The organism is Streptococcus henryi DSM 19005, assembly GCF_000376985.1.
GTDB classification, from domain to species: Bacteria; Bacillota; Bacilli; order Lactobacillales; family Streptococcaceae; genus Streptococcus; species Streptococcus henryi.
On sequence record NZ_AQYA01000033.1, the window covers coordinates 75,557 to 99,234 of the forward strand.

21 protein-coding genes and 1 other RNA gene are annotated in these 23,678 nt (G+C 38.1%); 3 read left to right on the top strand and 19 right to left on the bottom strand.

What is annotated here, in order from left to right; genetic code table 11:
- Positions 1 to 188: 188 nt before the first annotated feature.
- Positions 189 to 1,796, bottom strand: a complete 1,608-nt coding sequence (locus F601_RS0106765; protein WP_018164913.1) for a ribonuclease Y — start codon at positions 1,794 to 1,796, stop codon at positions 189 to 191.
- A 172-nt stretch (positions 1,797 to 1,968) separates the two neighbouring features.
- On the opposite strand from F601_RS0106765, the gene F601_RS0106770 reads away from it, so the two are divergent.
- Positions 1,969 to 2,451 (top strand): S-ribosylhomocysteine lyase, encoded by a 483-nt coding sequence (locus F601_RS0106770; RefSeq protein WP_018164914.1) that lies wholly within the window; start codon positions 1,969 to 1,971, stop codon positions 2,449 to 2,451.
- A gap of 105 nt (positions 2,452 to 2,556) precedes the next feature.
- Here F601_RS0106770 and F601_RS0106775 read toward each other — a convergent pair whose 3' ends face one another.
- From F601_RS0106775 to F601_RS0106790, 5 genes are all read right to left on the bottom strand, one after another.
- Complete coding sequence (locus tag F601_RS0106775; RefSeq protein ID WP_018164915.1) at positions 2,557 to 4,026, bottom strand: cell division site-positioning protein MapZ family protein; 1,470 nt, start codon at positions 4,024 to 4,026, stop codon at positions 2,557 to 2,559.
- Between the two features lie 13 nt (positions 4,027 to 4,039).
- Positions 4,040 to 5,194, bottom strand: a complete 1,155-nt coding sequence (locus F601_RS0106780; protein WP_018164916.1) for a THUMP domain-containing class I SAM-dependent RNA methyltransferase — start codon at positions 5,192 to 5,194, stop codon at positions 4,040 to 4,042.
- Positions 5,195 to 5,389: 195 nt separating this feature from the next.
- Positions 5,390 to 5,757, bottom strand: an RNA gene (gene rnpB / locus F601_RS12905) — RNase P RNA component class B.
- A 17-nt stretch (positions 5,758 to 5,774) separates the two neighbouring features.
- Complete coding sequence (gpsB, locus tag F601_RS0106785; protein WP_018164917.1) at positions 5,775 to 6,113, bottom strand: cell division regulator GpsB; 339 nt, start codon at positions 6,111 to 6,113, stop codon at positions 5,775 to 5,777.
- Between the two features lie 137 nt (positions 6,114 to 6,250).
- The gene (locus F601_RS0106790; RefSeq protein ID WP_026183142.1) at positions 6,251 to 6,769 is read right to left on the bottom strand and encodes an SLOG family protein; all 519 of its coding nucleotides are present in this window, start codon (positions 6,767 to 6,769) and stop codon (positions 6,251 to 6,253) included.
- Positions 6,770 to 6,843: 74 nt separating this feature from the next.
- Here F601_RS0106790 and recU point away from each other — a divergent pair, with 74 nt between their 5' ends.
- Together recU and pbp1a are read left to right on the top strand one after the other, a co-directional pair.
- Positions 6,844 to 7,437 (top strand): Holliday junction resolvase RecU, encoded by a 594-nt coding sequence (gene recU, locus F601_RS0106795; RefSeq protein ID WP_018164919.1) that lies wholly within the window; start codon positions 6,844 to 6,846, stop codon positions 7,435 to 7,437.
- Positions 7,430 to 9,625, top strand: a complete 2,196-nt coding sequence (gene pbp1a, locus F601_RS0106800; protein WP_018164920.1) for a penicillin-binding protein PBP1A — start codon at positions 7,430 to 7,432, stop codon at positions 9,623 to 9,625. The genes recU and pbp1a overlap by 8 nt, the downstream gene beginning before the upstream one ends.
- Before the next feature lie 174 nt (positions 9,626 to 9,799).
- On the opposite strand, the gene pepC is transcribed toward pbp1a, so the two are convergent.
- The 13 genes from pepC to mraY form a co-directional block, all read right to left on the bottom strand.
- On the bottom strand, positions 9,800 to 11,137 hold the full coding sequence (gene pepC, locus F601_RS0106805; RefSeq protein ID WP_018164921.1) for an aminopeptidase C: 1,338 nt from the start codon (positions 11,135 to 11,137) through the stop codon (positions 9,800 to 9,802).
- A gap of 216 nt (positions 11,138 to 11,353) precedes the next feature.
- The gene (locus F601_RS0106810; RefSeq protein ID WP_018164922.1) at positions 11,354 to 11,782 is read right to left on the bottom strand and encodes a YjdF family protein; all 429 of its coding nucleotides are present in this window, start codon (positions 11,780 to 11,782) and stop codon (positions 11,354 to 11,356) included.
- A gap of 217 nt (positions 11,783 to 11,999) precedes the next feature.
- Positions 12,000 to 13,499 carry a hypothetical protein gene (locus F601_RS12435; protein ID WP_018164923.1) on the bottom strand — a complete coding sequence of 500 codons (1,500 nt, stop codon included), beginning with the start codon at positions 13,497 to 13,499 and terminating at the stop codon, positions 12,000 to 12,002.
- Between the two features lie 501 nt (positions 13,500 to 14,000).
- On the bottom strand, positions 14,001 to 14,825 hold the full coding sequence (gene nadE, locus F601_RS0106820; RefSeq protein WP_018164924.1) for an ammonia-dependent NAD(+) synthetase: 825 nt from the start codon (positions 14,823 to 14,825) through the stop codon (positions 14,001 to 14,003).
- Positions 14,822 to 16,282, bottom strand: a complete 1,461-nt coding sequence (locus tag F601_RS0106825) for a nicotinate phosphoribosyltransferase (protein ID WP_018164925.1) — start codon at positions 16,280 to 16,282, stop codon at positions 14,822 to 14,824. Before F601_RS0106825 ends, nadE begins: the two co-directional genes overlap by 4 nt.
- A gap of 129 nt (positions 16,283 to 16,411) precedes the next feature.
- Entirely contained in the window at positions 16,412 to 17,329 is a 918-nt protein-coding gene (gene trxB / locus F601_RS0106830; RefSeq protein ID WP_018164926.1) for a thioredoxin-disulfide reductase, read from the bottom strand.
- Positions 17,330 to 17,394: 65 nt separating this feature from the next.
- Positions 17,395 to 17,619, bottom strand: a complete 225-nt coding sequence (locus F601_RS0106835) for a DUF4059 family protein (RefSeq protein WP_018164927.1) — start codon at positions 17,617 to 17,619, stop codon at positions 17,395 to 17,397.
- Between the two features lie 115 nt (positions 17,620 to 17,734).
- Positions 17,735 to 18,478, bottom strand: coding sequence for an amino acid ABC transporter ATP-binding protein (locus F601_RS0106840; protein ID WP_018164928.1), 744 nt, complete (start codon positions 18,476 to 18,478; stop codon positions 17,735 to 17,737).
- Entirely contained in the window at positions 18,478 to 19,281 is an 804-nt protein-coding gene (locus F601_RS0106845; RefSeq protein WP_018164929.1) for an amino acid ABC transporter permease, read from the bottom strand. Before F601_RS0106845 ends, F601_RS0106840 begins: the two co-directional genes overlap by 1 nt.
- Positions 19,282 to 19,494: 213 nt before the next feature.
- Entirely contained in the window at positions 19,495 to 20,325 is an 831-nt protein-coding gene (locus F601_RS0106850; RefSeq protein WP_018164930.1) for a transporter substrate-binding domain-containing protein, read from the bottom strand.
- Between the two features lie 136 nt (positions 20,326 to 20,461).
- Complete coding sequence (locus tag F601_RS0106855) at positions 20,462 to 21,808, bottom strand: DEAD/DEAH box helicase (RefSeq protein ID WP_018164931.1); 1,347 nt, start codon at positions 21,806 to 21,808, stop codon at positions 20,462 to 20,464.
- 100 nt (positions 21,809 to 21,908) lie between these two features.
- Positions 21,909 to 22,514, bottom strand: coding sequence for a DUF6287 domain-containing protein (locus tag F601_RS0106860; RefSeq protein ID WP_018164932.1), 606 nt, complete (start codon positions 22,512 to 22,514; stop codon positions 21,909 to 21,911).
- 159 nt (positions 22,515 to 22,673) lie between these two features.
- Positions 22,674 to 23,678 carry a phospho-N-acetylmuramoyl-pentapeptide-transferase gene (gene mraY / locus F601_RS0106865; RefSeq protein ID WP_018164933.1) on the bottom strand — a complete coding sequence of 335 codons (1,005 nt, stop codon included), beginning with the start codon at positions 23,676 to 23,678 and terminating at the stop codon, positions 22,674 to 22,676.

Genomic DNA, 23,678 nt, shown 5'->3' on the forward strand with positions numbered 1-23,678 from the left:
TCAAATAAAATCAGACGAGGAAGTGAGACGAAGCCAGTATTAGGCTACGACAAGTCGAAACCAGCGATGTATCATCTTGGTTTTAAAAGAGTATGACAACATCAAAAAAGACTTGGCTCTGCCATTATAAACAGTTCCAAGTCTTTGTTAATAATCGATACGATTTAATTATGAATTAGATAGATGGGTTATTTAGCATAATCAATTGCTCGTAATTCACGAATAACGGTTACCTTGATATTTCCAGGGTAATCCAGATTGTTCTCAATTTTTTCACGAACTTTATGTGCCAATACCGTGACTTGATCATCAGAAACTTTATTCGGTTGAACCATAATACGAATTTCACGACCAGCTTGCAATGCAAAGGCCTGTTGAATACCTTCAAAGCTTGTTGCAATCTCTTCCAAATCACGCAATCGTTTAATGTAATTTTCCATTGACTCATTTCGAGCACCTGGACGAGCTGAACTAAGGGCGTCAGCTGCTGCTACTAGTACCGCGATTACTGACTCAGGCTCAACATCTCCATGGTGACTTGCAATGGTATTGACAACAACTGGGTGCTCTTTGTATTTTCGAGCAAATTCTGTCCCAATTTCAACGTGACTGCCTTCAACCTCACGGTCAATGGCTTTACCCATATCATGTAAAAATCCTGCACGGCGGGCTAAATCGACATTCTCACCAAGCTCACCAGCAAGGATACCTGCCAATTTACCAACTTCAACAGAGTGGCGGAGCACATTTTGCCCATAAGACGTACGGAATTGCAAACGTCCCATAATCTTGATAAGGTCAGGATGAAGATTTGGTGCACCAATTTCAAATGCAGCAGCTTCACCGTATTCACGAATACGGTTATCCATTTCAAGACGATTCTTCTCAACTAATTCTTCAATACGTGCTGGATGAATACGTCCATCCGCTATCAAAGCTTCTAGTGTCATTCTAGCAATTTCACGACGAATTGGATCAAAGCCAGACAGAACAACCACTTCAGGTGTGTCATCAATGATAACATCAATACCTGTCAAGCTTTCAAGGGTACGAATATTACGACCTTCACGTCCAATGATACGTCCCTTCATACTATCGTCAGGCAGGTGAACAGTAGTTATTGTTTGTTCTGTAACGTATTCCCCAGCAATTCGTTGCATAGCTTGAGCCAAGATGTTTTTAGCAGTCTTATCTGACTTATCTTTGATTTCACGTTCTGCTTCTTTGAGACGACTTGCGATTTCATGGGTTAATTTATTTTCAGTATCTGTCAAAATAATTTCGCGGGCTTCTGCTATGGTCATCATAGCAACTTTTTCAAGTTCTACCTGCTTTTGTTTCTCTAACTCTGAAATTTTTACTTCGCGCTCATTAATGTGTTTAGATTTATCGGTTAGACTTTGTTCTTTACTATCCAGCGCTTTTTCTTTGCTGGTAAGATTCTCGTCTTTTCGGTCAAGAGAAGATGCTCGCTCTGTTAAACGAGCTTCCATTTGTTTGAGCTCTTGTTTCTCAGACTTAAATTCTTTATCAATCTCTTCACGATATTTTCTAGCTTCTTCTTTTGCTTCCAGCAACAGTTCTTTTCTGTGAGCTTTTGTCTCACGCTCTGCTGATTGTCTAATGTGATCAGCTTCTAATTCAGCTTTTCCACGTAGATTGACAGCATCCTGCTCTGCATTTAAAAGAGTCAGCTCTGCAGCCTCTTTCGCAGACTTAAGTCTAATCGAAATCAGTGCATAACCTAGTATCAAACCAATGAGTGCAAAGACAATTGTTAAAACAACAGTTAACATATCTCTACCTCAATTTAATTATTAGATTTCTTAACAGAAAGCTACATTTTAGTCTATCATAAAAAACCATTTTCCACAATTAAAATTGTAAAGCGTTTTAGTAATTTTTATGTTATTATGAAAGAAGAGTAAACTCTCTTAATCTCAGCTATAAATTGAAAGGATTTTAATAATGACAAAAAAAGTTACTGTTGAAAGTTTTGAATTAGATCATACTGCTGTGAAAGCTCCTTATGTCCGTCTAATCTCTGAAGAATTTGGTCCTGTCGGTGACAGCATTACAAACTTTGACGTTCGTCTTGTACAACCTAACGAAGATGCTATTCCAACAGCTGGTCTTCATACCATCGAACATCTTTTGGCAAAACTGATCCGTGAACGTATTGATGGTATGATTGACTGCTCGCCATTTGGCTGTCGTACTGGTTTCCATCTCATCATGTGGGGAAAACATACCAGCACTGAGATTGCTCAAGTCATTAAATCTAGCTTGGAAGAAATTGCTAGCGCAACATCATGGGAAGATGTACCAGGTACAACAATTGAATCCTGTGGAAATTACAAGGACCACAGCCTCTTTTCAGCTAAAGAATGGTCTAAACTAATTTTAGAACGTGGTATCTCAGATGATGCCTTTGACCGTCACGTCATCTAAGATTAGTTGCAATAGTCACTTAAAAATTTTTCTAAGTAAAGAAAACGCCAGTCACAATTTGACTAGCGTTTTTTTGTTATAGTGATTTGGAGTTTAAATCTATGATTAATAATCCAAATCGTCTGAATTACCTTTGGCATTCCCAACAAAGTAACCTGTTTTACAATTGATTGAGAACAGGTAAGTACCATCAGCTTTGAACATGTTGTAGTAGCCATTTCCATTGATGATATTCACACGTTCCAAAATGAAATTATTACCAGAGAAGTAACCGCGTTCATTTGAAATAGCAATGATCTTCTCTAAGATACCTTCTCCAAATACCCAAGCTGAGTTGCCAGAATCAGCAATAGCTGAGTCATTATATGGGACTCGACTAAGATGTCTTTGAAGAATTGACGGATCGTATTGAGTAATACCGTAACTAGTAGCCGCAGATACACTTGGTGTTGCTGGAGTTGTTTCTGCTGGTGCAGGAGCTACTTCCGCAGCAGGTGCTGACGAGGTAGCTGGAGCAGATTCAACTGGTGTTGCCACGCTAGTGTCAGTTGTAGATTCTTGTCCTGAAGCTAGTTGTTTGCGACCATCAGAAATTGCCGACTGCAAGGTTGTATCGAGACTTGCATTACCTGTATTAAGCGTACAACTAGGGAGTGCATCAATATCAGCATCAGATTTTACAGTTGCAGAAACCTTATTTCCATCAACAATTGTATCGGATTCAAATAAATTATTAACAGCTTTGATAGCTGTTATTTGTTTGTTAAGGCTGTCATATTTTGCTTTAGCATCATCATAGTAGTCAGTGCCCTCTAATTTTTTAAGAGCAGCTTCCAGATTGCTTAAATTATCAAATTCACTATTTTTTACATCCGTCAAGTTTTCATCAGTAAAGAATGTTTCGTAAAGATCATTAAAAGCATTACGATCCGCCTTAGCTTTAACATCACTTGATGACTCTGTAGAAGTACTCGTTGATGAAGAGCTAGTTGAGGTCGCTTTAGAATTTGAGCCATTTAAGTTATTCATACCATAAGCAATACCAAAAATAGCTAACACTAAGGCAATAAGGCCACCGATTATCGCTCCCTTAGTCTTGTAAAATGGAGTTGATTTTACATCACCAAGAGTAATCATTTGCTCTTCCTGATCTTCTTCAGTCTCAGAAGCATTAGCCACAACTGGTTCAAGTGTTGTTGCTGAAGGTTCTTGAACTGGGACAACTGTCGAAACTTCTTTTTTTTCGATTTCTTCTTCAATTTTTTCCGAATCATCAACTTGATTATCTAAAAAGCCACCATTTTCAAGTTCTACACGCTGCTTTTTGATAAAGTCATCGAGACTTCCTGTATCTAATTTTTCAAAATCAGACAATTTTGTTTCAAATTTTTGAGAAACAACTTCTTCACGGTGCTGTTTGATATATTTATCTAAAACATTATCATCTTCAGTGACACCAGCCTTGATTTCCAAGTCCTTACGAACTGCTTCTCCAATTGTCATTTGTTGAGCTTTCTCAAAATCAAGAATTTGTGATTCCTGTTCAGAATGTTGGGTCTTGTTTTCTTCTGACACGTTTCATACCTCTCTAATTTAGATTACGTTTAACTCGCTCACCATAATATTGATACAAATCAACTTTAAGTGTTCCGTTATATAATTTTCGTTTTTTATCTGCCTGAGAACCATATTTCTTTTCAAAATTCTCATCACTTGTTAGGATAAATTTGCTCCAAGTCTTGAGCGGTGCAAAGGTTTGTCCCATCTCATTATACAACACATCAACTGCCTTGTCATCAAGCAGACGCTCCCCGTAAGGCGGGTTTGAAATAATAACTCCGTTTATTTTGTCGGTTTTAAGGTCCTGAAGTCGCATTTGTTTCAATTTGATAACATCTCCGAGACCAGCTTCCTCAGCATTTTTCTTGGCGATTTCAATCATACGAGCATCGATATCACATCCCATAATATCCAACTCTATATCATAATTAGCTTGATTTTCAGCATCGTCACGAACTTTTTGAACTAAGTCTTTGTCTGCCCATGGCCAAGCTTCAAAAGCAAAATCACGGTTAAAGCCAGGAGCAATATTCATTCCGATCATAGCGGCTTCAATACAGAAAGTTCCTGAACCACATGTAGGATCTATAAGAGGTTTGTCTGGGTACCAGTTAGAGAGTTGAAGGATAGCCGCAGCCATGTTTTCTTTGATTGGAGCTCCGCCTTTTTCAACACGGTAACCACGTTTGAAAAGACTTGAACCGGTTGTGTCAATCATAATGGTAGCTTTGTCTTTTAGAATTGAAACCTCTATTTTAAATTCTGCACCAGTTTCTTGCAGAGGGACACCTTCTGGACGATGAAAATGCTTCTGTAATTTTTTTACAACTGCTTTTTTTGTGATAGCTTGTACTGATGGTTCATTATGAAGCTTAGACTTAACACATTTGGCCTTTGAAATCGGGAACTTTGCCCCTAATGGTAGGTAATTCTCCCAGTCAAGAGCGAAAACACCTTGGAACAGCTCTTCAAAAGTACGAGCAGGAAATTCTCCAACAATTATTTTTATACGGTCAGCTGATCTGAGCCAGAGGTTGGTTTTAGCAATTGTTTCAACATCACCTTGGAAACGCACTTTCCCATTTTCTACTTGGCAATCGATCCCTAGGTTGCGAATTTCTTTGCCAACCACTGCTTCTAAACCAGCCGCAGCAGTGGCTACTAAATTAAATTTGTCTTTCATTGGTTACCTTTTCTATGTCACTTTACTGTGTAATAACTTTATTACTGTCTACAATCAGAAAATAAAATCACTTTTTATGATTAAACATTGATGTAGTTTCACTTCTTTTAATTATATCACAGAGATAGCAATCTTTTTAAATTCGGCATATTAAAAAGAGCTAAATTTCTTTAGCTCTAAAGCCTATATGCAATTTTCTGTAAGCCATGTTTTGTTCCAGAGATGACTAGGTACCATCTCCTTCGATAATCATCTGTCTACTGTTTCCAGTTAGGATAGACCGTTCGTCTTCCAGCTATCCCATGCCCCTACCAAAGTTTGGGTTGCTAGCTTGAGGGGTTTACCGCGTTCCATTTTTACCGTTTCCAGTAAAACTACGTTACTGTGGCACTTTCAGAGTTATTTTGGCATATCAAGAAGACTTAGCCATTTCACTCGCCGTAAGGTATAAACTACCTCCCTAGGCTTATTTTTTCGCCTAGCACAAACACTACCAGCATCACAGCCGGTGCTAGCATGGACTTTCCTCATAGTATTAAAATACTACGCGATTATCCAAAAATTGCACATAAATATTCACTTATTGCTCAGCAATCTGTTTTCCAAATACTTCTTTCTCAAGACGGCTAATACGTTTTAGAATATCAATATTTGTCGCTGATTGAGCCATTCGAGTTGGCTCAGCCACAGGTTGTGCTGTCGAGAATGCCGGCGTTGGAGCAACTTTAGGCTTTACTGCCAATTGTTGTTTCAATTTCTCATTTTCAGCACGAAGCTCCTGAATTTGTGAGATGTAATTATCATAATCTTTTATAATATCATCTAAAAATTCATCAACTTCTTTTTTATCATAACCACGCATGCTGGTTTTGAATTCTTGTTCAAAAATGTCTTTAGGACTGAAAATAATACTTGCCATTCTATCTCTCCAAATCGGTCTTCACTCATTCTTATCATTGATATGTAAAGTCATACCATCAACTATATTACAGAATTTCCTTTTAAAAGGCAAGTATTTTACACTAAATTCATTATTAAAAAAACATTACTTTTTTCCTAGTCTTCTAAGAGTTCATTAAGTCTATCGAAGTTTAGATATTTCACATGATACTCTTCTTTTTCTTGCATTTTTTGCAACAAATATTTCAGATTGGTTTCATTTTCAGGATCGTAAAAAACATAGGCTCCTTCAGTATTATCAATCAAAAATTGATTATACTGTCTAAACTGGCTTGGATTTTCATAATTTGGATAGGTGTACTTCACAAAATCTACGGTTTTAAATTTTGACAATTTTTCCTGATTTGCCTCATTCCAATTCTGTCCATGATTTTCAAATGGCATAATTGTCGCTATTTGAAAATCATATTCATCTTTAAGAGTCAAGGCAACCTCTAATGCCCAGTATTCAAATCCTAGGTTTCCCATAAAAATGAGCCAATCTACCCCTTCTTCAAAAAAGCGAATCAAGTCTTTTTCGATAGCACGTTTGATAATCTTAACACGCTCATCTTTATCTTGAAAAATACCTAGTTCAAAACTTCTATAACCAGTTACTAGAATAGCAGTCATAATTTGTTACCCTTTCAAAAAATATGTTATAATAATGGTGCTTATATTATCATTAAGCCTTGGACGTTAGGAGAACTATGGTTAAGTACCCACATAATCTTATTCGAAAACAAGTAAATCCACCTAGCCAAGCAAAACCTATAAATTTTGCTAATCGTGGTATGTCCTTTGAATCAGCAATTAACTCTACAAATGAATATTATCTTTCAAAACGAATTGCTGTCGTTCATAAAAAGCCGACACCAGTCCAAATAGTCAGAGTCGACTATCCCAAACGAAGTCGTGCCAAGATAGTAGAGGCCTACTTCCGACAAGCCTCTACAACAGATTACTCTGGTGTTTACAAGGGGCACTATCTTGACTTTGAAGCTAAGGAAACACGGCAAAAAACAGCCATGCCCATGAAGAACTTTCATGCACACCAGATTGAACACATGGAGCATGTCCTTGAACAAAAAGGAATTTGCTTTGTACTTCTTCACTTCTCTACTCTTAAGGAAACTTATTTTCTCCCTGCAAGCGCTCTTGTAAGCTATTACCAGATTGATCAGGGAACAAAATCGATGCCACTAGATTATATCAAAAAAAATGGTTTCGCTGTGGAAAACAATTCATTACCACAAGTTCCTTATCTTAACATTATTGATAAATTTTTTTTAGGCGGTGATTAAAATTAAAAAAGAAACTCTACTCAAAGCTCTTAAATATATTCTCATCACGGGCATTAGTTTACTGATTGTTGGTGTGCTTGCTGGTGCAGGGCTCTTTACTTACTATGTTAGTAGCAGCCCAGAATTGACTGAAACGGCTCTAGAATCTACAAACTCAAGTCTCATCTATGATGCTAATAACAATTTAATTGCCGACTTAGGTTCTGAAAAACGCGAGAATGTCACAGCAGATAGCATTCCTTTAAACTTAGTTAATGCAATCACATCTATTGAAGATAAACGCTTCTTCAAACATAGAGGGGTCGATATTTACCGTATTTTAGGAGCTGCATTTAATAATATCTTCCGAGGTAGCACTCAAGGTGGTTCCACACTCGACCAGCAATTAATTAAACTGGCTTATTATTCAACTACCGAAGCTGACCAAACTTTAAAACGTAAAGCTCAGGAAGCTTGGCTATCTCTTCAAATGGAGCGTAAATATACTAAGCAGGAAATCCTAACCTTCTATATTAACAAGGTCTATATGGGTAATGGTAGCTATGGTATGCTGACTGCCGCTAAATCATACTACGGTAAAGAATTGAAAGATCTTTCAATTGCACAGTTGGCTTTATTAGCTGGAATTCCTCAAGCTCCGAGTCAATATGACCCATATGTTAATCCAGAAGCCGCTCAGTATCGTCGAGACATCGTTCTATCAGAGATGCTCGAAGACGGCAACATCACTCAGGAAGAGTATGATACAGCTGTTTCAACACCTGTTACCGATGGTCTACAAACTCTTACTGAGACATCAAGCTTCGAACCCTATTTAGACAATTACATTAAACAGGTCATTGAACAAGTAAGTGAAAAAACTGGTAAAGATGTCTATTCAGCTGGATTAAAAGTCTACACTAACGTCAATACAGATGTTCAACAAAATTTGTGGAATACATATAACACAGATTATTATGTTTCATACCCTGACTCTGAGATGCAGGTTGCTTCAACTATCATTGATGTTAATAACGGTCATGTTATTGCACAATTAGGAGCAAGAAATCAGGATACTAGCGTTTCGTTAGGAACCAACCAAGCGGTTTTAACTGACCGTGACTGGGGATCTACAATGAAACCAATCACTGATTACGCCCCTGCAATCGAAAATGGTATTTATTCAAGCACTGCTGCAACAACAACTGACGTCAAATACAGCTGGCCAGGTACTTCAACTCAGATTTATAACTGGGATCGCCAATATTACGGAACAATGACTATCCAACAAGCAGTCATGCAATCACGTAATGTCCCTGCAGTGAAAGCTCTTGAAGCCGTTGGTTTAGAAGAAGCCAAAGCATTCTTGAGTGGACTTGGTATCAATTATCCTGAACTTTACTATTCTAACGCTATTTCTAGCTCTACAAGTGATAGCAGTTCAGAATATGGAGCAAGTAGCGAGAAAATGGCCGCTGCCTATGCTGCGTTCGCAAATGGCGGTATCTATTACGAACCACAATACATTAACAAAATCGAATTCAGCGATGGTACAACGCAGACTTATGAACCTGTCGGAACTCGCGCCATGAAAGAAACTACTGCTTATCTCATGACCAATATGTTAAAAACTGTTTTGACATATGGTACTGGTACTGAAGCTTATATTTCTGGCATGTTCCAAGCTGGTAAAACCGGAACATCTAACTATTCTGATGACGAATTACCTACAATTGAAGCCGAAACAGGAATCTACAACAGTTATGTGGGTACTATGGCACCAGACGAACTATTCGTTGGTTACACCCCTGAATATTCAATGGCTGTTTGGACAGGTTATAAAAATCGCTCAACTCCAATTTATGGAGATGGTCTGAAAGTTGCCGCACAAGTCTACAAAGCAATGCAGATTTACCTTAACAATACTTTTGGAAGTGGTAGCACAGACTTCACAGTCCCAGAAGGTGTTTATCTAAGTGGTAGCTACGCATATTTAAGCGGATCAAATGCATACACTTATTCCGCTAACTCTAGTTCTGTTTACAGTAACATCTATGGATCTACAAGCGAAAGCTCAGAAGAAACTGAAAAAAGTAGTTCTACAACTGAAACTGAAACATCCAGTGCAACTGAATCTAGCCAAGAAAATACTGAAACAACTGATAATTACTCGACAGGAGATAGCGACAATACGGCTACTCAACAATAATGTAAAATACCTAAGCTCCGTGTGAGCTTAGGTATTTTTTCATTCTCATTATTCTATCCTATGAGATAGCCCAATTATTTACACTAAAAATCAAATTAGGCAAATTGGCACAAACATACCTGTAATTAGGTCAGGAAACATCATTTTAATTTTTACAGGCAATTACTCTGAATTTTAGTAGTCAATCGTGCTTGCCAAAGCCCCCATTGGGTCCCATGGTGCAAGGACAATTGGCTCTGCTTCATAGGCTGCTAATTCTTCAGCTGTCAGAAGATCTTTACGGACGACAATCTGATAGGTGTATTCATCCATCCAAGCGTCTGAGGCCACGAAGTAACCTTTTTGACCAACCTTGTCTCCCCATGAATTTTCCACTTTCCACTTAATAGCTCTGCCATTTTCATCCAAATCAACACCAGTTAAGACCATAGCGTGAGTCATGAGGGACTCGCTGTAGTCTAGGCGACCAGCCTTGTCTTGGCTGAGTTCAATGTCCATGGCTGCGCTGAAATCATAAGTATTAGTTGCCAAAATCCCTTTTTGACGGTCAGAAACTTGACCAACATCAGAACCAAACCAGACAGTCTCACCTTGCTGCATTTGCGCGATAGCCAATTCTTTGAAGCGCTCCATTGGTAAGTTGAGATAACGAACGTCTGGACTGCCAACAACGTTCCCAAGCATGTCAACAGTATAAGACTTGCCATAAGGTTTGTCAGCCGTTGGAGCATTGATAACAGAAACATAATCAGACAGTCTAAGACCAACGTATTTATCAAAGAAAGCTTTCGGTGTGATGTTCTTTTCAGATTGGTAGTTATTGTCTTTATCACGGAAAGCAAAGTCAAAGGTACGTGGCGGCAAGCCAAGGTTCATAGCAAGGAAATTGAAGATTTCCTGAAGGAGTTCTTCTTTTTTAACTTGCACATCGCCACCTGATGCAATCGTATCACGCAAGATTTGGGCATCTTGGCGAAGCAATTTGTTGAGGTATTGATTAAGCTCACGACTATTACTTGATGAGATAGATTCTGGGTAAACAGATTTTGGTACGACACCATATTTTTCAAAGAGTGACACAACCATATCCCACTGCCCGCCATCTTGTTGTGGCACGTCCAAGAGAAATTTGACCTTGCGGCTGGTCAATTCTTGGTCTGCTGTGGTGATGACTTGTTCCATGAACCAGTTTGATTTTTCATACTTATCCCAGAAGAAGGTGTGGGCCTGAGACAATTCAAAGTTTTCCAATTTAAATTCGGAAATGAGTTTGTGGCGGAAAGTGTTGAGCGCAGCAAACATCCAACAACGACCTGAAGCTTTCTGATTAGACACCTCATCCTTGGTCAAATCAATTGAGAAGACATGATCATTTTCAATCTCACTTTGACGTGTTTCAAGAGATTTAAGAAGACCGTTGTGAGTGACTGCATTTTCAACAGCACGATATTTTGCATTTGCTTCATAGTCGGCAAATAACTTTTCAGTAAAATCTTGTGATATATAAGACATAAATCAAGATAGCAAGAGCATAAAGATTTATTAGCTTAATCAGCGACGCTAACTTTTCTTCTATGCTCTTTCCTTTCTAACTTTAAAATAATTGATACCACTCTATTATAGAACTTAGAAAAAGATTTGCAAGCCTTGCTACATCATGTTATTTTTTAGACAAAATAAAATCCCAGTTTAGAACTGAGATTTTAAAATTTGAGGCAATGATATTCTCTAATGCCCTTTCTTTTTCTGATGACGCTTTTGCTGCTTTTGCTGATATTTAAAAACTTTTTCTGCCTCACGTTTCTCCTTGCTCTGAGTTTTGCGTTCTTGCTTCAGTCTTTCCTGTAACTCTTTCATGGCATCTTGTGCCTTGGTAGAGATTACAGGTTTTCTTTTTGCACGATTTAGCTCTCGTTGCATCTTTTTAGGATTTGTTTTCTTTTGTGCAATAGCTGACGCTTCGACGCTAGAACTTATTTCTATCTTATCATATCTGCTCAGCCATTTTCCAAAATCATGATGAAGAAAGTACAAAATATCTTCATTCTTGGGTTCTTTTCCAAAAACATAGCTAAAAGCCTTGTAACGATTTTGGCTATCTCGAAATTCAATCAAGGCGGCCCAAAAAGCACCATCAAAATAAACTGTCATTTTCATGCCAGTCCCTCCCTAAAATTAAAATATCTGACATCGGACGACCCGGGAGGGAAGGTTACTGACATCCTCAGATGCTCGCAGACTACCAACTGCGATGTGTTTTTATGCCAGAAATATTATAACATTCTTTTAAATTTTTTGGCATTCAAGAGTTGCTTATATCGGATAATTAATAGAATAGAGAAAACAACCTAGCTTTTTCAATCCTAGTTTTTCATTAAAGGGGTATGCTTCCTTCTCCATCCATATTAATATTAATTGTAATTGAAGTGTTGGTCACTTGCTCACCTGTATCAGAATCATAGTAATGATAGTAACCATTCTCATCTTTAATTAGTTCTCCTTTGGCTTGGCGACCGTCTTCGTGGAAATATACAGAAGCACCGTCAACCACTTGAAAACCAATCAATGGATTGCCATCATTATCAAGATAGTACCAGTTGTCATTGTATTCTAGATAACGATTAGTCCATTTTTCTCCCGTATCAGCATCATAATAATAGTTACCTACTGTTGGCTTAGTACCAGTTATTGTACGTCCCTTGACTTGTACACCCGACTCAGTATCAAAGTACACTTCTGCATCATTAATGATTTGCGCTCCTTTAGCTACCTGTCCCTGAGCATCGAGATAATACCAATTACCACCAAAGGTACGGTATTGATTTTTGAAATAAGTATTGGAAATCAATTGTCCTGAGTTGCTGCAAATGTAGGCATTACCTTCATAGATAATAGGATAAGATGTTCCACCTGAATAAGCATTGGAAGTCGCATAATAGCTACCTGATGAATAATAGCCGTAGATACGATAACCACTTTGGTCAAAATAATAGAGCTTTCCATCAATCTCTTTGACACCATTTTTCAACATATTACCATTTTCATCCAAATAAATGGTGAAACTAAACGAATAACCACGCAAATACATTCCACGAATGACACCCCAGTCATTATAAACTTTGGCTCCTGATGGTCCATAATAACTAGTAGTGCCATCTCCATTTCCCAAGGTTTTATAGCGGTATTGTATCCCTCTATCACTGAAATAGTATTCTGTACCATCAATGATTTGCGCGCCAGTAACTCGAGCACCGTCTGTACCGTAGTATGTCCAGTTTTCATCAAATGTTCCGTTTATGTAAGTTGTACGACCAAGGTCACGAAATCGATTCGTCCATAGATGACCGCTATCTTTATCAAAAAAGTAAACCTTGCCATCAATTACCACTTCTTTTCCTTTTGTTTGGATACCATTTTTGTCAAAGTGATGGGTAGCACCATCAATAACTTGGATACCTGTCACATCTTGGCCATTTTCATCGGCATAATGCCAATTACCATTTTCATCCAAGTAGAAACCTCTTCTATTAGGAACTTCTAAATTATCTACTGAATCTTCGCTTTCCTCATTAGTTGCAAAGTCCTCTGGGACTTCATCTTGACTAACGACTAAATCAGATTCATTCTCAACCTGACTTTCAGTGGTGTTCTGTAAGTCTAAATCTGTTTCTTCTGAAGAAGCACCCAAGTCAACGGCCTCTTTTTCAGCTGGGATTTCTTCAATTGCAGAGCTGTCTTCAAATATTTCAATTTCAGTTATTTCTTGACTTTTTTCCTCTGCAATAACATTACCTCCATTGATACTAGCTAGAAAAATAGCCAATATAGTTGCTGTCGATAAGTGGATAAACTGTTTGATTGATATTTTTTTCATAAAACCACCTCCTTATGTCATTATAGCAATATTAAAAAGTGACTTTAGATTTTTTGCAAATCTGCAATTCAAAATCAAATAATATCAAAATCAAACGAGGAAGTAAGACAAAGGCAGTGCTAGGATGGGACAAGTCGAAACTGATAATGTATAGTCATTTGAAGAGCTTTGATACATCGTCACTATCGGCTTTCCGTACTCTCGGTTGAGAGAAAGAAGTTTCTTCAAGACCAAACCCAAGAGTCTATCTCCAGACTGTTTGGTGAACTGACCTAGGTCAGTTCTTATTTCCCACCTCAAACAGTCACTCCCCTGACTGTTTTGTAAACTGACCTAGGTCAGTTCTTATTTCCCACCTCAAACAGTCACTCCCCTGACTGTTTGAGCTACCTGCGCCCTGCGTTCCTTGTCTGAAAACTCTTCATTCGACTTTATCATTTTGATTTTAAAAGAGTGTTAGTAACTAAAATAAAAAAAGGCCAAGTAGCCTTTTTAAGTGATTTATTTCCAAAAATCATCAAAGATGGTGATTGGTAAGTGGCGTTTGTGTTGACCTTTGTGCCACCAGCTTTCAATGGTAGCTTGGGCTTGCGCAGATACTTTTTTACCTTCAAGGTAATCATCAATATCGTCATAAGTCACACCGAGTGCAACTTCATCCGCTAAGCCTGGACGATTTTCTTCAAGGTCTGCAATTGGAACTTTTTCATAAAGTGACTTATTGGCACCTAGTTCTTCCAAAAGCTGTTTGCCTTGGCGTTTGTTGAGGCGATAAAGTGGCAAAATATCTGCTCCACCATCACCAAACTTAGTAAAGAAACCTGTGATGTTTTCAGCAGCATGGTCGGTTCCGATAACAGCTCCGCTATTTTCCCCAGCAATAGCATATTGAGTAATCATGCGCTGACGGGCCTTGATGTTTCCCTTGTTAAAGTCTGAAACGCTCACCCCGGCCTTAATTAGCTCTGCTACCTGACCGTCTACTGCTTCTTTGATGTTGACTGCCAAAGAGATATCAGGTTGAATAAAGCTCAAAGCTTTTTGAGCATCGTCCTCATCAGCTTGAACATCATAAGGAAGGCGGACTGCAATGAATTTGTAGTCTTGATTGCCTGTTTCAGCACGAAGTTCTTCCATAGCAAGCTGGGCTAAGCGACCTGCTAAACTTGAATCTTGTCCTCCAGAAATTCCTAAAACATAGGTTTTTAAGAAAGGATGTTTAAGTATGTAGTTTTTGAGAAAATCGATTGATTTACGGATTTCTTCCTTAGCATCAATAACTGGTTTGACTCCCTCATAGGCAATTATTTGGTCTTGTAAACTCATTTGATTTCACCTCTTGCATAGGTTTCTTTACGAATACGGTCAATAAGATCCATTTTATTTTGCCAGACATCTTTGGCCAAATCAACTGGATAATCTTGTGGGTTAAGGACACGTTTATACTCATCCCAGAGTTTATCAAATTCCTTACGGGCGTAAGTTTGAATGTCTTTTAGACTTGGTAAGTCATAGACTAATTCACCTGTATCGAAGACATCCACAAGAAGAGGAACAGCATCAAAATCTTTAACCGTCTTATTAATATAAGTATAGGTTGGGTGGAACATGTTAATCTCATCTAGGTCGTTAACATTAGTATCAGTAAAGGTGATGTAATCTCCCTCTGACTTACCTTTTTCACGACTAGTGATACGCCAAACTTGCTTCTTACCTGGTGTTGAAACTTTCTCAGCGTTGTTTGATAGCTTGATAGTATCTTGCATGACCCCATTGTCATCTTCCATAGAGACAATCTTATAGACAGCTCCAAGAGCAGGCTGGTCAAAGGCTGTAATCAGTTTTGTTCCAACTCCCCAAACATCAATTTTTGCCTTTTGCATCTTAAGGTTAAGGATAGTATGTTCATCCAAATCGTTAGAGGCGTAGATTTTGGCATCAGGAAATCCAGCATCATCTAACTGTTGACGAACTTTCTTAGAGAGATAGGCCAAGTCACCTGAATCCAAACGAACACCTAGGAAATTAATCTTATCTCCTAATTCCTTAGCCGCGCGTATAGCTGCTGGAACCCCAATTTTCAAGGTATCATAGGTATCAACTAGGAAAACACAATCTTTATGGGTACTTGCATAAGCCATAAAGGCATCATAGTCATTACCATAGGCTTGAACAAGAGCATGCGCATGCGTACCTGAGACAGGGATTCCGAAAAGTTTTCCTGCGCGGACATTTGATGTGGCGTCAGCTCCACCAATAACAGCTGCGCGGGTACCCCAAATAGCTGCATCCATTTCCTGAGCACGACGAGTACCAAATTCCAAGAGTGGCTCATCTTCAATTACTGAGCGAATGCGAGCTGCTTTTGTAGCAACCAAGGTTTGAAAGTTGACAATATTAAGCAGAGCAGTCTCAACAAGTTGACACTGAGCAAGCGGGCCTTCCACTTGTACAATTGGTTCATTAGCAAAGACTAAGTCTCCCTCACGCGCAGATTTAACAGTAAGCTCTAATTTCAAGTCACGTAAGTAAGTCAAAAAAGCTTCATTGTAACCCAGCTCAGCCAAATAAGCCAAGTCAGACTCCGAAAACTTCAAATCTTTTAGATAATTAACAATTCTTTCCAACCCTGCAAAAACAGCGTAGCCATTATTAAAAGGCTCTTTACGGAAATAGACCTCAAAAACAGCTTTTTTATTATGAATTCCTTGCTCAAAATAAACCTGCATCATATTAATTTGATACAAATCTGTGTGTAGCGTTAAACTGTCATCTTGATACATAGATTGACTCCTTTTTCATGTGTCATACACAATATTGTGACTATTATAACATATTTCATTAATTTTCGGAAAATTGCAGAGCTCCATAACCAAAAAAAGCAGAACTTAGTCTGCTTTCAATAGGATGCATTATGAAAAATTCTCAGTAATATAGTGATAAACACCTTGACCAGCAATAGCACCCTCACCTACTGCTGTCGCAATCTGGCGAAGTTCTTTCTGACGAACATCACCAATTGCATAGACACCCGGAACGCTTGTTTCCATCTTATCATTTGTCATAATCCAGCCAGCATCATCTGTAACACCAAGTTTTGAAACCATGGCAGAAACTGGATTCATACCAACATAGATGAAAATACCACCAAAATCATGTTCGCTAAGTTCGCCAGTTTTGACATTTTCAACTGTCACACCAGAAACTTTGATATCCCCACCTTTGATTTCTTTAACAACAGAATCCCAAAGGAATTTAATTTTAGGATTTGCAAAGGCACGATCTTGCAAGATTTTCTGCGCACGCAATTCATCACGGCGATGAATAATTGTTACTGTATTAGCAAACTGAGTAAGGTAAATAGCTTCCTCAACAGCAGAGTCACCGCCTCCAACTACTAGTAAGTCTTGATTACGGAAGAAAGCTCCATCACAGACCGCACAGTAAGAAACGCCTCGACTAGTATACTCTTCCTCACCTGGAGTACCCAAGAGACGATATTTGGCACCAGTTGCGATAACAACAGTCTTAGCTTCATAAGTTTCATCCTCAGTGATGACACGTTTTACCAAACCATCACTTTCGATATTTTCGACAATTCCATAGATATGTTCAACATTGAATTTTTCAAGTGGTTCATACATCTTCATAGACAACTCAGGTCCTGAAATATGCTCATATCCCGGATAGTTTTCGATTTCAGATGTATTATTCATTTGACCGCCCGGTGCTCCTTGTTCAATAATCCCAACTTTGAGATTTGAGCGTGCGGCATATAGGGCTGCTGTCATCCCAGCAGGTCCTGATCCAATAATTAAAGTATCATACATTACGTTTTTTCTCCTTGTTATCAGTTCTACTTACATTTTACCAGTCAAAAATCATAATGCAATCATTACGACTTGAGCATTAATAATATAGCCATGTAAGCAAAAGATAAGATTGGTGCAGTCATGACAGCCATCATCATTGCTTCATATAAAGAGGCTTGTCGCTCTTTGACCGTCTTATCAAACTTCTTACTTGCTCTCCAAGCAAGCCAAAAACCCCCTGCAATAATTACTGTTAAAATCGCCAGTAACAACCCCTGCACATAGAGGGAAAATATTTCTACAACCATCATATCACCTTTATCATTCTTACTTTTGTTCTCACAACGTCAGCCATCCAAGTAAAGAACTGACAATAAAAAGAGCGAGAATTCTCACTCTTCTCATTATAGCAAAAGTCAGACTTTAAATGTATGATTTTGTATAGCTAGCAAAAAATTCTTTGGTGCGCTCTTCTTTTGGATGATTGAAAACTTGATCAGGTGTCCCTTGCTCAAGAATCTTTCCTTTTTCCAAGAAGAGAACCTTATCTGCAACCTGGTAGACAAAATTCATATCGTGACTGACTAGAACCATGGTCTGACCTGATTTAGCAGCATCAGCGATAGATTTCTCAACTTCACCAACTAGCTCAGGATCAAGAGCCGAAGTAGGCTCATCCAATAGCAAGACATCTGGCTTCATAGCAAGAGCACGCGCCAAAGCCACACGCTGCTTCTGACCACCAGAAAGGTGGCGAGGATAATGATTTTCACGATCTGCCAAACCAACTTTCCTCAATTCTTCCTTGGCAATAGCTGTCGCTTCAGCATCTGACATCTTCTTAACAATCTTGAGGCCTTCCTTGACATTTTCAAGTGCTGTACGACGCTCAAACAAATTAAACTGTTGGAAAACCATGGCAAGCTTACGACGAAGGGTTAGAATCTCTTCTTTTGTGATTTTATTAAAATCTACCTTAAAATCGTCGATAGCAATTGTTCCAGAGTCAGGCTCTTCAAGGTAATTCATACTTCGCAAGAAAGTTGATTTACCTGCACCTGAAGCACCAACCAAAGCAATAACTTCACCCTTTTCAATATCCAAGTTAAGACCATCCAAAACTTTCTGCCCTGAAAATTCTTTGGTTAAATTTGAAATTCTAATCATTAACGTACACCTCCTGGAATATCATTAGTGATGTTTTCTGGAGACTTGATTTCCATGCGTTTTTCAATCAAGCGGCCGATATTTTCAATGACAATGCTGACAAGCCAATAAACCAAGGCAACTGAAATATAGCGCTCAAAATAACGATAGTCAGAACCACCTAAAATTTGGGCTTGCGCAAACATCTCGACAATACCCGCATTAAAGGCCAATGATGTTCCTTTAGTCAAACCAATCAAACCATTAATCAATGTAGGTGTAGCAATAACAGCCGCATTAGGAATGATGACACGACGGTAAACTTGGATAGATGTCATCCCCAAGCTTCGCGCAGCTTCAATTTCACCAGAATTCACAGCCAAAATAGCTGCACGGATGGTTTCACTCGTATAGGCCGCCTCATTAAAAGCAAAGGCAGTAATAGCAAAGACTGAAGCTGGGATATCATTAATATTCCAAGCAAAACCATACTTCTGATTAAGAAATTTCAAAAAGAGAGGAATTCCATAGTAGGTCAACATAAGCTGAACCAAAATCGGTGTCCCGCGTAAAAAACTGACAAAAACAGCTTGAATGGGATAAAGAACCTTAACACGGTTAATTTTGACGATGGCAAATAGCAGAGCTAACATCAATCCAAAGACTGCCCCTGCAAGTGTCAATCCTAAGGTTGTTGGTAAATGACCTAAAATTGATGGAATGGCATCAAAAACAGACCGCCAACTGAAGAGTTTCCCTTGTGGAAACATTTGGACAAACTTATCATACCAAGCCCATCCTGAAGTTAATATTAGTGAACTCATAACTTGTTCCTTACTTTTTCTATTTATGGGAAGAATTGGTTACACCTATGACAAACTGACAATACGGCTGTTTCTTACGGCACCTTCTCCTTTTCATCCTAATATTTTAACACGATAACAAGTCCTCTGTAAAATATTTTATTCTTATCATGTGATAAATAAAACCTATCACAAGGATAGGTACTCTTTATCATAAGTCTGAAATATCACTTCTTACTTAAGTGATGAAACATAATCTCCACCGAAATACTCCTGGCTCAATTCAACTAGTGTCCCATCTTCATGCAGGTCTTTAAGACGTTCATTAACAAATTCTTGAAGTTCTTTTCCTTCTTGACTATCAGCAAACAAGAAATATTCAAGTCCATCTGTTTCTCCGCCAATTGTATCTTCAAGATTACTTACAGTCAAATCAAAACCTTGATCTTTTACCAAATATGATGATGAAATCGCATCATAGAGAATAAAATCAATTTTACCACTCTCAATATGCTGAATGCGTGTTGTTAATCCTGTCGTACTAGAAGCATAATTAATTTTAATCTCTTCTTTATCTGGATTAGCTTTATTCCATTCTTCTAAAACCTGAGCATAATTTGATCCTGAAATTACCTCTGTTGACTTACCAGATAAATCATCCAAACTAGAATAACTTACCCCTTTAGCACTAGTAATAGCATAATTTGATTTTGAAATTGGATCTGAGAATAAGTATTTTTCAGAACGTTCTTTATTGTAATTAAAGTCATTGGCAGCAATCTGATAGCGTCCTGCATCTACTCCTGTCAAAATAGAATCAAAGGCTGTGGTTACAAATTTAACTTCGTAAGTATCCGAGTCATCAAAAATGGCATTAATCAAATCGATATCATAGCCCTTAAAGTCATTATCTTTTTTGAAAGTGAAAGGTGCAGTATCCGAATCAGTCGCAACAGTTATCACTTTTTTCCCAGAAGCAGCCTCATCGCTTTTTGTCGAGCAAGCTGCTAAGAATAGAAAAGCTGCCGAAACCAAACCTAAAGCTACTAAAAATCTATTTTTCATCATAAATCCTCATTTTATATTTTGTTCCATTCTATCAAAATTATAGAACCTAGACTATTTGAGAATTTCTATTACCTGATAGACAAAAACTATCACAAAGAAAAACTCCTGAGACAGAATCTCAAGAGTCGCTTTATTAGAAGCTTTGTTTCTTAGCCTTACGCTCAGCACGGCCTTTGGCACGATTTTCAGCACGGCGTTCACGTTTGCGTTTTTCATCAACTTTCCACTGGATTTTTTTCTTGTATCCTGGTTTAATTTTTTTCTTTTTCTTCTTCACCAAACCAATCATCTCAGTATCAAGTTTCTTATATGACTTCTCACGATTAGCACGACGATCACGGTCGTAAGTATCCTGAAATTCACCATCTTTAAGAACTTTTGGCACAAAGGCTACGCCCAACTTCTCAAGTTCTCTGATGTCAGAATCATCACTTGGCTGATAGAGAGTGATAGCTGTGCCAGGTAAACCATTACGTCCAGTACGTCCGACACGGTGCACGAAGAATGATAAATCTTGAGGAATGGCATCGTTAATCACATGACTAACCCCTTCAATATCAATACCACGAGCAGCAAGGTCAGTCGCTACAATATATTCAAACTGTAGATTCTTAACCTGGTTCATAATACGTTTTCGTTCACGAGGCTCCACACCACCATGGATTTTCGCCACTTTAAGACCATTGCTTGAAAGATAGGCGTGAAGGTCATCCGCACGTTCTTTGGTGTTGACAAAAATCATAGCCATATAAGGGTTAAGAGTTTTGGCAATTTCCAAAATTTGAGCATTTTTATCGCGCCCCTTAGTTGAAACCAACCAGTTATCAATAGTATCAGCGATAACAGTTGAAGTCTTGATTTTTTCCATGACAGGATTTGTCAAATATTTCTTCAAGAAAGGCTGCAATTTTTGTGGAATAGTTGCTGAAAAGACTAAGATTTGAACGTCCTTAGGCAAAGCACCTGCAATCTTATCAACTGTGTCCAAGAATCCCATATCTAGAGTCATATCAGCTTCATCCACTACAAATGTATGAGCCTTATGAATCTCTAAATCTCCAGACTTAACCAAATCATACACACGACCAGGTGTCCCAATAACAATATGAGGCTGTGAAGATTTGAGCTTTTCAATTTGACGAAGTTTATCTGTACCACCAACATAGTTAGCAACACGAATTTCTTTTTCAGAATGATCTGCAATCTGTTTTGTTGCTTGATAAATCTGAGTCGCCAATTCACGAGAAGGTGCTGTAATAACAACCTGAACAGACTTTCCATCCTCATCTAATTTTTCAAAAATTGGCAAAAGGAAAGTATGTGTTTTACCAGAACCAGTCTTTGACTCTCCTACCAAATCACGGCCAGAACGAACAACTGGAATCAGCTTTTTCTGGACATCAGTTGGCTTTGTAAACTTTAAATCATCCAAGGCCTCTTGGATGTAAGTTTTAAAATTAAAATCCTTAAATAATGACATGTTATACCTCGATTTCTTCTCCTAGTATTATACCATTAAATAGTGATTTTAAGCAAAGGTAACGAAAAGAGGACATCACCTGCCCTCTTCTTAGGTTATATTACTGTTCTTTACGGAAATATGGATGATAATCGGCATTGATATCTTGGCCAATCAAAATTCTATCCTTATCTGAAGTATCCCCAAAGTGAGGATTCGCCACTCCAGCTGGCACTACGATAAAGGCTGCGCTACCATACTCGCTTTCTGGATTATAAATCGTACCCCAGAAAACTTGATCTATGCGATCCGATTGAATGGCATATTCCAAATCAGTTTTATTAGTATAAACTTGCCCATTAGGTGTAATCGTCACCCATTCACCCAAATCATTTTCCCAAGTATCAGCTATGCTAGTATTGTCTCCATTTAACAAAGCATTGAGGTCAATTGTAGAAGACACATCTGAGCTTTCTTCATTAGTTGACTCTTGTCTTGCATTACTGTCATTTTCTGTAGATGACTGATCTGCTTCAGTTGCTGACTCACTTTCACTGGTTTTTTCTTTATTTTTTGATTTACTACTTGATGAGGTCGATTTCGAAGTTTTTAGCTCTGTTTTATCGCTTGATTGACTAGTATCTTTGGACTGATTTTTACCACAAGCTATCAATAAAAAGCTACTTAGCAAGAGAAGACTGACAATACGAATTACTTTTACCTTCATTAGATTCTTTCCTTTATCATGTTTTTACACCATCTATTATATCACCAAGAAATCTATTGTCAATATTTTTGTAACATTTTTGTAAAATATTTAACTTAAAAGAAATAAAAAATGAAACTGACTAAAAGTCAAACTCCACTCATTATATTTGATAGCTAATTAGAAATACAAAATTCCCAGTACAATCAAGCTAGCAACTAAACCTAGCGTCCAAAGGAAAGCATCTACTTTCCATTCTGACCATTTATCAGCTTTTCCTGATAATCCGCCAAGTTCAAGATGGTGATGGAAAGGTGTCATACGGAAAATACGACGTCCTTCACCAAATTTTTTCTTTGTGTATTTGAAATAAGACACTTGCAACATGACTGAGCTAGTCTCAATGACATAGACAATCCCAATAATCAACAATGTCCATTCTTGGTGAAGAGCAATTGAAATCACAGCCAATAATCCTCCCAAAGCAAGGCTTCCCACATCTCCCATGAAAACCTTAGCCGGTTTATGGTTAAAGACAAAGAAGCCTAGAAGGGCACCAATTGTCACCAAAATAATCAGTAAAATATCAAATTGTCCTTGAATATAAGCAATTATTCCATATGTAGCCAAACTGATGGCAACTGAAATTGAGGCTAAGCCATCAATACCATCCGTCAAGTTGACCGCATTTGAAAAACCAACTATCCAGAATAGGACAAAGAAAACATAGAAAATACCAAGATGAAGATTATAACCAAAGATATTAAGCGTATCACTGCCACTTGGTCTAACATGTACGAAATAGAAGATTAAACCGCCTAAAATTTGAAGAGCCATCTTTTGTTTTGGGGTTAATCCTTCGTTGATTTGTTTGAAAATCTTCAAGAAATCATCTAAGAAACCAATCAATCCATAAATAAGAACAACTGACAAGATACCAATAGTAGCTCCCAGGCTATTGAAACCTTGAAGAAAAATATTGAAGAGAGCACTTACTAATAAACTAACAACAAGGAAGACAGTTCCTCCCATCGTTGGTGTCCCTGCTTTTTCTAAGTGTTGCTTTACATCTTCGTGCATTTGCTGACCACCGATTTTTTTCATTTGATAAAATCGAATAAAGCGTGGCATAGCTAATACGGTAAGTACAAATGCAAGCACCCCCGCAAGTAAACTTGATAACAT

What these genes read in the sequence shown, in the direction of transcription:
- F601_RS0106770 (WP_018164914.1), top strand. Translation starts at nt 1,969, where the DNA reads ATGACAAAAAAAGTTACTGTTGAAAGTTTTGAATTAGATCATACTGCT.
- F601_RS0106825 (WP_018164925.1), bottom strand. Translation starts at nt 16,282, where the DNA reads ATGTATCAAGATGACAGTTTAACGCTACACACAGATTTGTATCAAATT.
- F601_RS0106840 (WP_018164928.1), bottom strand. Translation starts at nt 18,478, where the DNA reads ATGATTAGAATTTCAAATTTAACCAAAGAATTTTCAGGGCAGAAAGTT.
- F601_RS0106765 (WP_018164913.1), bottom strand. Translation starts at nt 1,796, where the DNA reads ATGTTAACTGTTGTTTTAACAATTGTCTTTGCACTCATTGGTTTGATA.
- F601_RS0106850 (WP_018164930.1), bottom strand. Translation starts at nt 20,325, where the DNA reads ATGAAAAATAGATTTTTAGTAGCTTTAGGTTTGGTTTCGGCAGCTTTT.
- gpsB (WP_018164917.1), bottom strand. Translation starts at nt 6,113, where the DNA reads ATGGCAAGTATTATTTTCAGTCCTAAAGACATTTTTGAACAAGAATTC.
- F601_RS12435 (WP_018164923.1), bottom strand. Translation starts at nt 13,499, where the DNA reads ATGAAAAAAATATCAATCAAACAGTTTATCCACTTATCGACAGCAACT.
- mraY (WP_018164933.1), bottom strand. Translation starts at nt 23,678, where the DNA reads ATGTTATCAAGTTTACTTGCGGGGGTGCTTGCATTTGTACTTACCGTA.
- recU (WP_018164919.1), top strand. Translation starts at nt 6,844, where the DNA reads ATGGTTAAGTACCCACATAATCTTATTCGAAAACAAGTAAATCCACCT.
- nadE (WP_018164924.1), bottom strand. Translation starts at nt 14,825, where the DNA reads ATGAGTTTACAAGACCAAATAATTGCCTATGAGGGAGTCAAACCAGTT.
- F601_RS0106845 (WP_018164929.1), bottom strand. Translation starts at nt 19,281, where the DNA reads ATGAGTTCACTAATATTAACTTCAGGATGGGCTTGGTATGATAAGTTT.
- pepC (WP_018164921.1), bottom strand. Translation starts at nt 11,137, where the DNA reads ATGTCTTATATATCACAAGATTTTACTGAAAAGTTATTTGCCGACTAT.
- trxB (WP_018164926.1), bottom strand. Translation starts at nt 17,329, where the DNA reads ATGTATGATACTTTAATTATTGGATCAGGACCTGCTGGGATGACAGCA.
- F601_RS0106810 (WP_018164922.1), bottom strand. Translation starts at nt 11,782, where the DNA reads ATGAAAATGACAGTTTATTTTGATGGTGCTTTTTGGGCCGCCTTGATT.
- F601_RS0106835 (WP_018164927.1), bottom strand. Translation starts at nt 17,619, where the DNA reads ATGGTTGTAGAAATATTTTCCCTCTATGTGCAGGGGTTGTTACTGGCG.
- F601_RS0106780 (WP_018164916.1), bottom strand. Translation starts at nt 5,194, where the DNA reads ATGAAAGACAAATTTAATTTAGTAGCCACTGCTGCGGCTGGTTTAGAA.
- F601_RS0106860 (WP_018164932.1), bottom strand. Translation starts at nt 22,514, where the DNA reads ATGAAGGTAAAAGTAATTCGTATTGTCAGTCTTCTCTTGCTAAGTAGC.
- F601_RS0106855 (WP_018164931.1), bottom strand. Translation starts at nt 21,808, where the DNA reads ATGTCATTATTTAAGGATTTTAATTTTAAAACTTACATCCAAGAGGCC.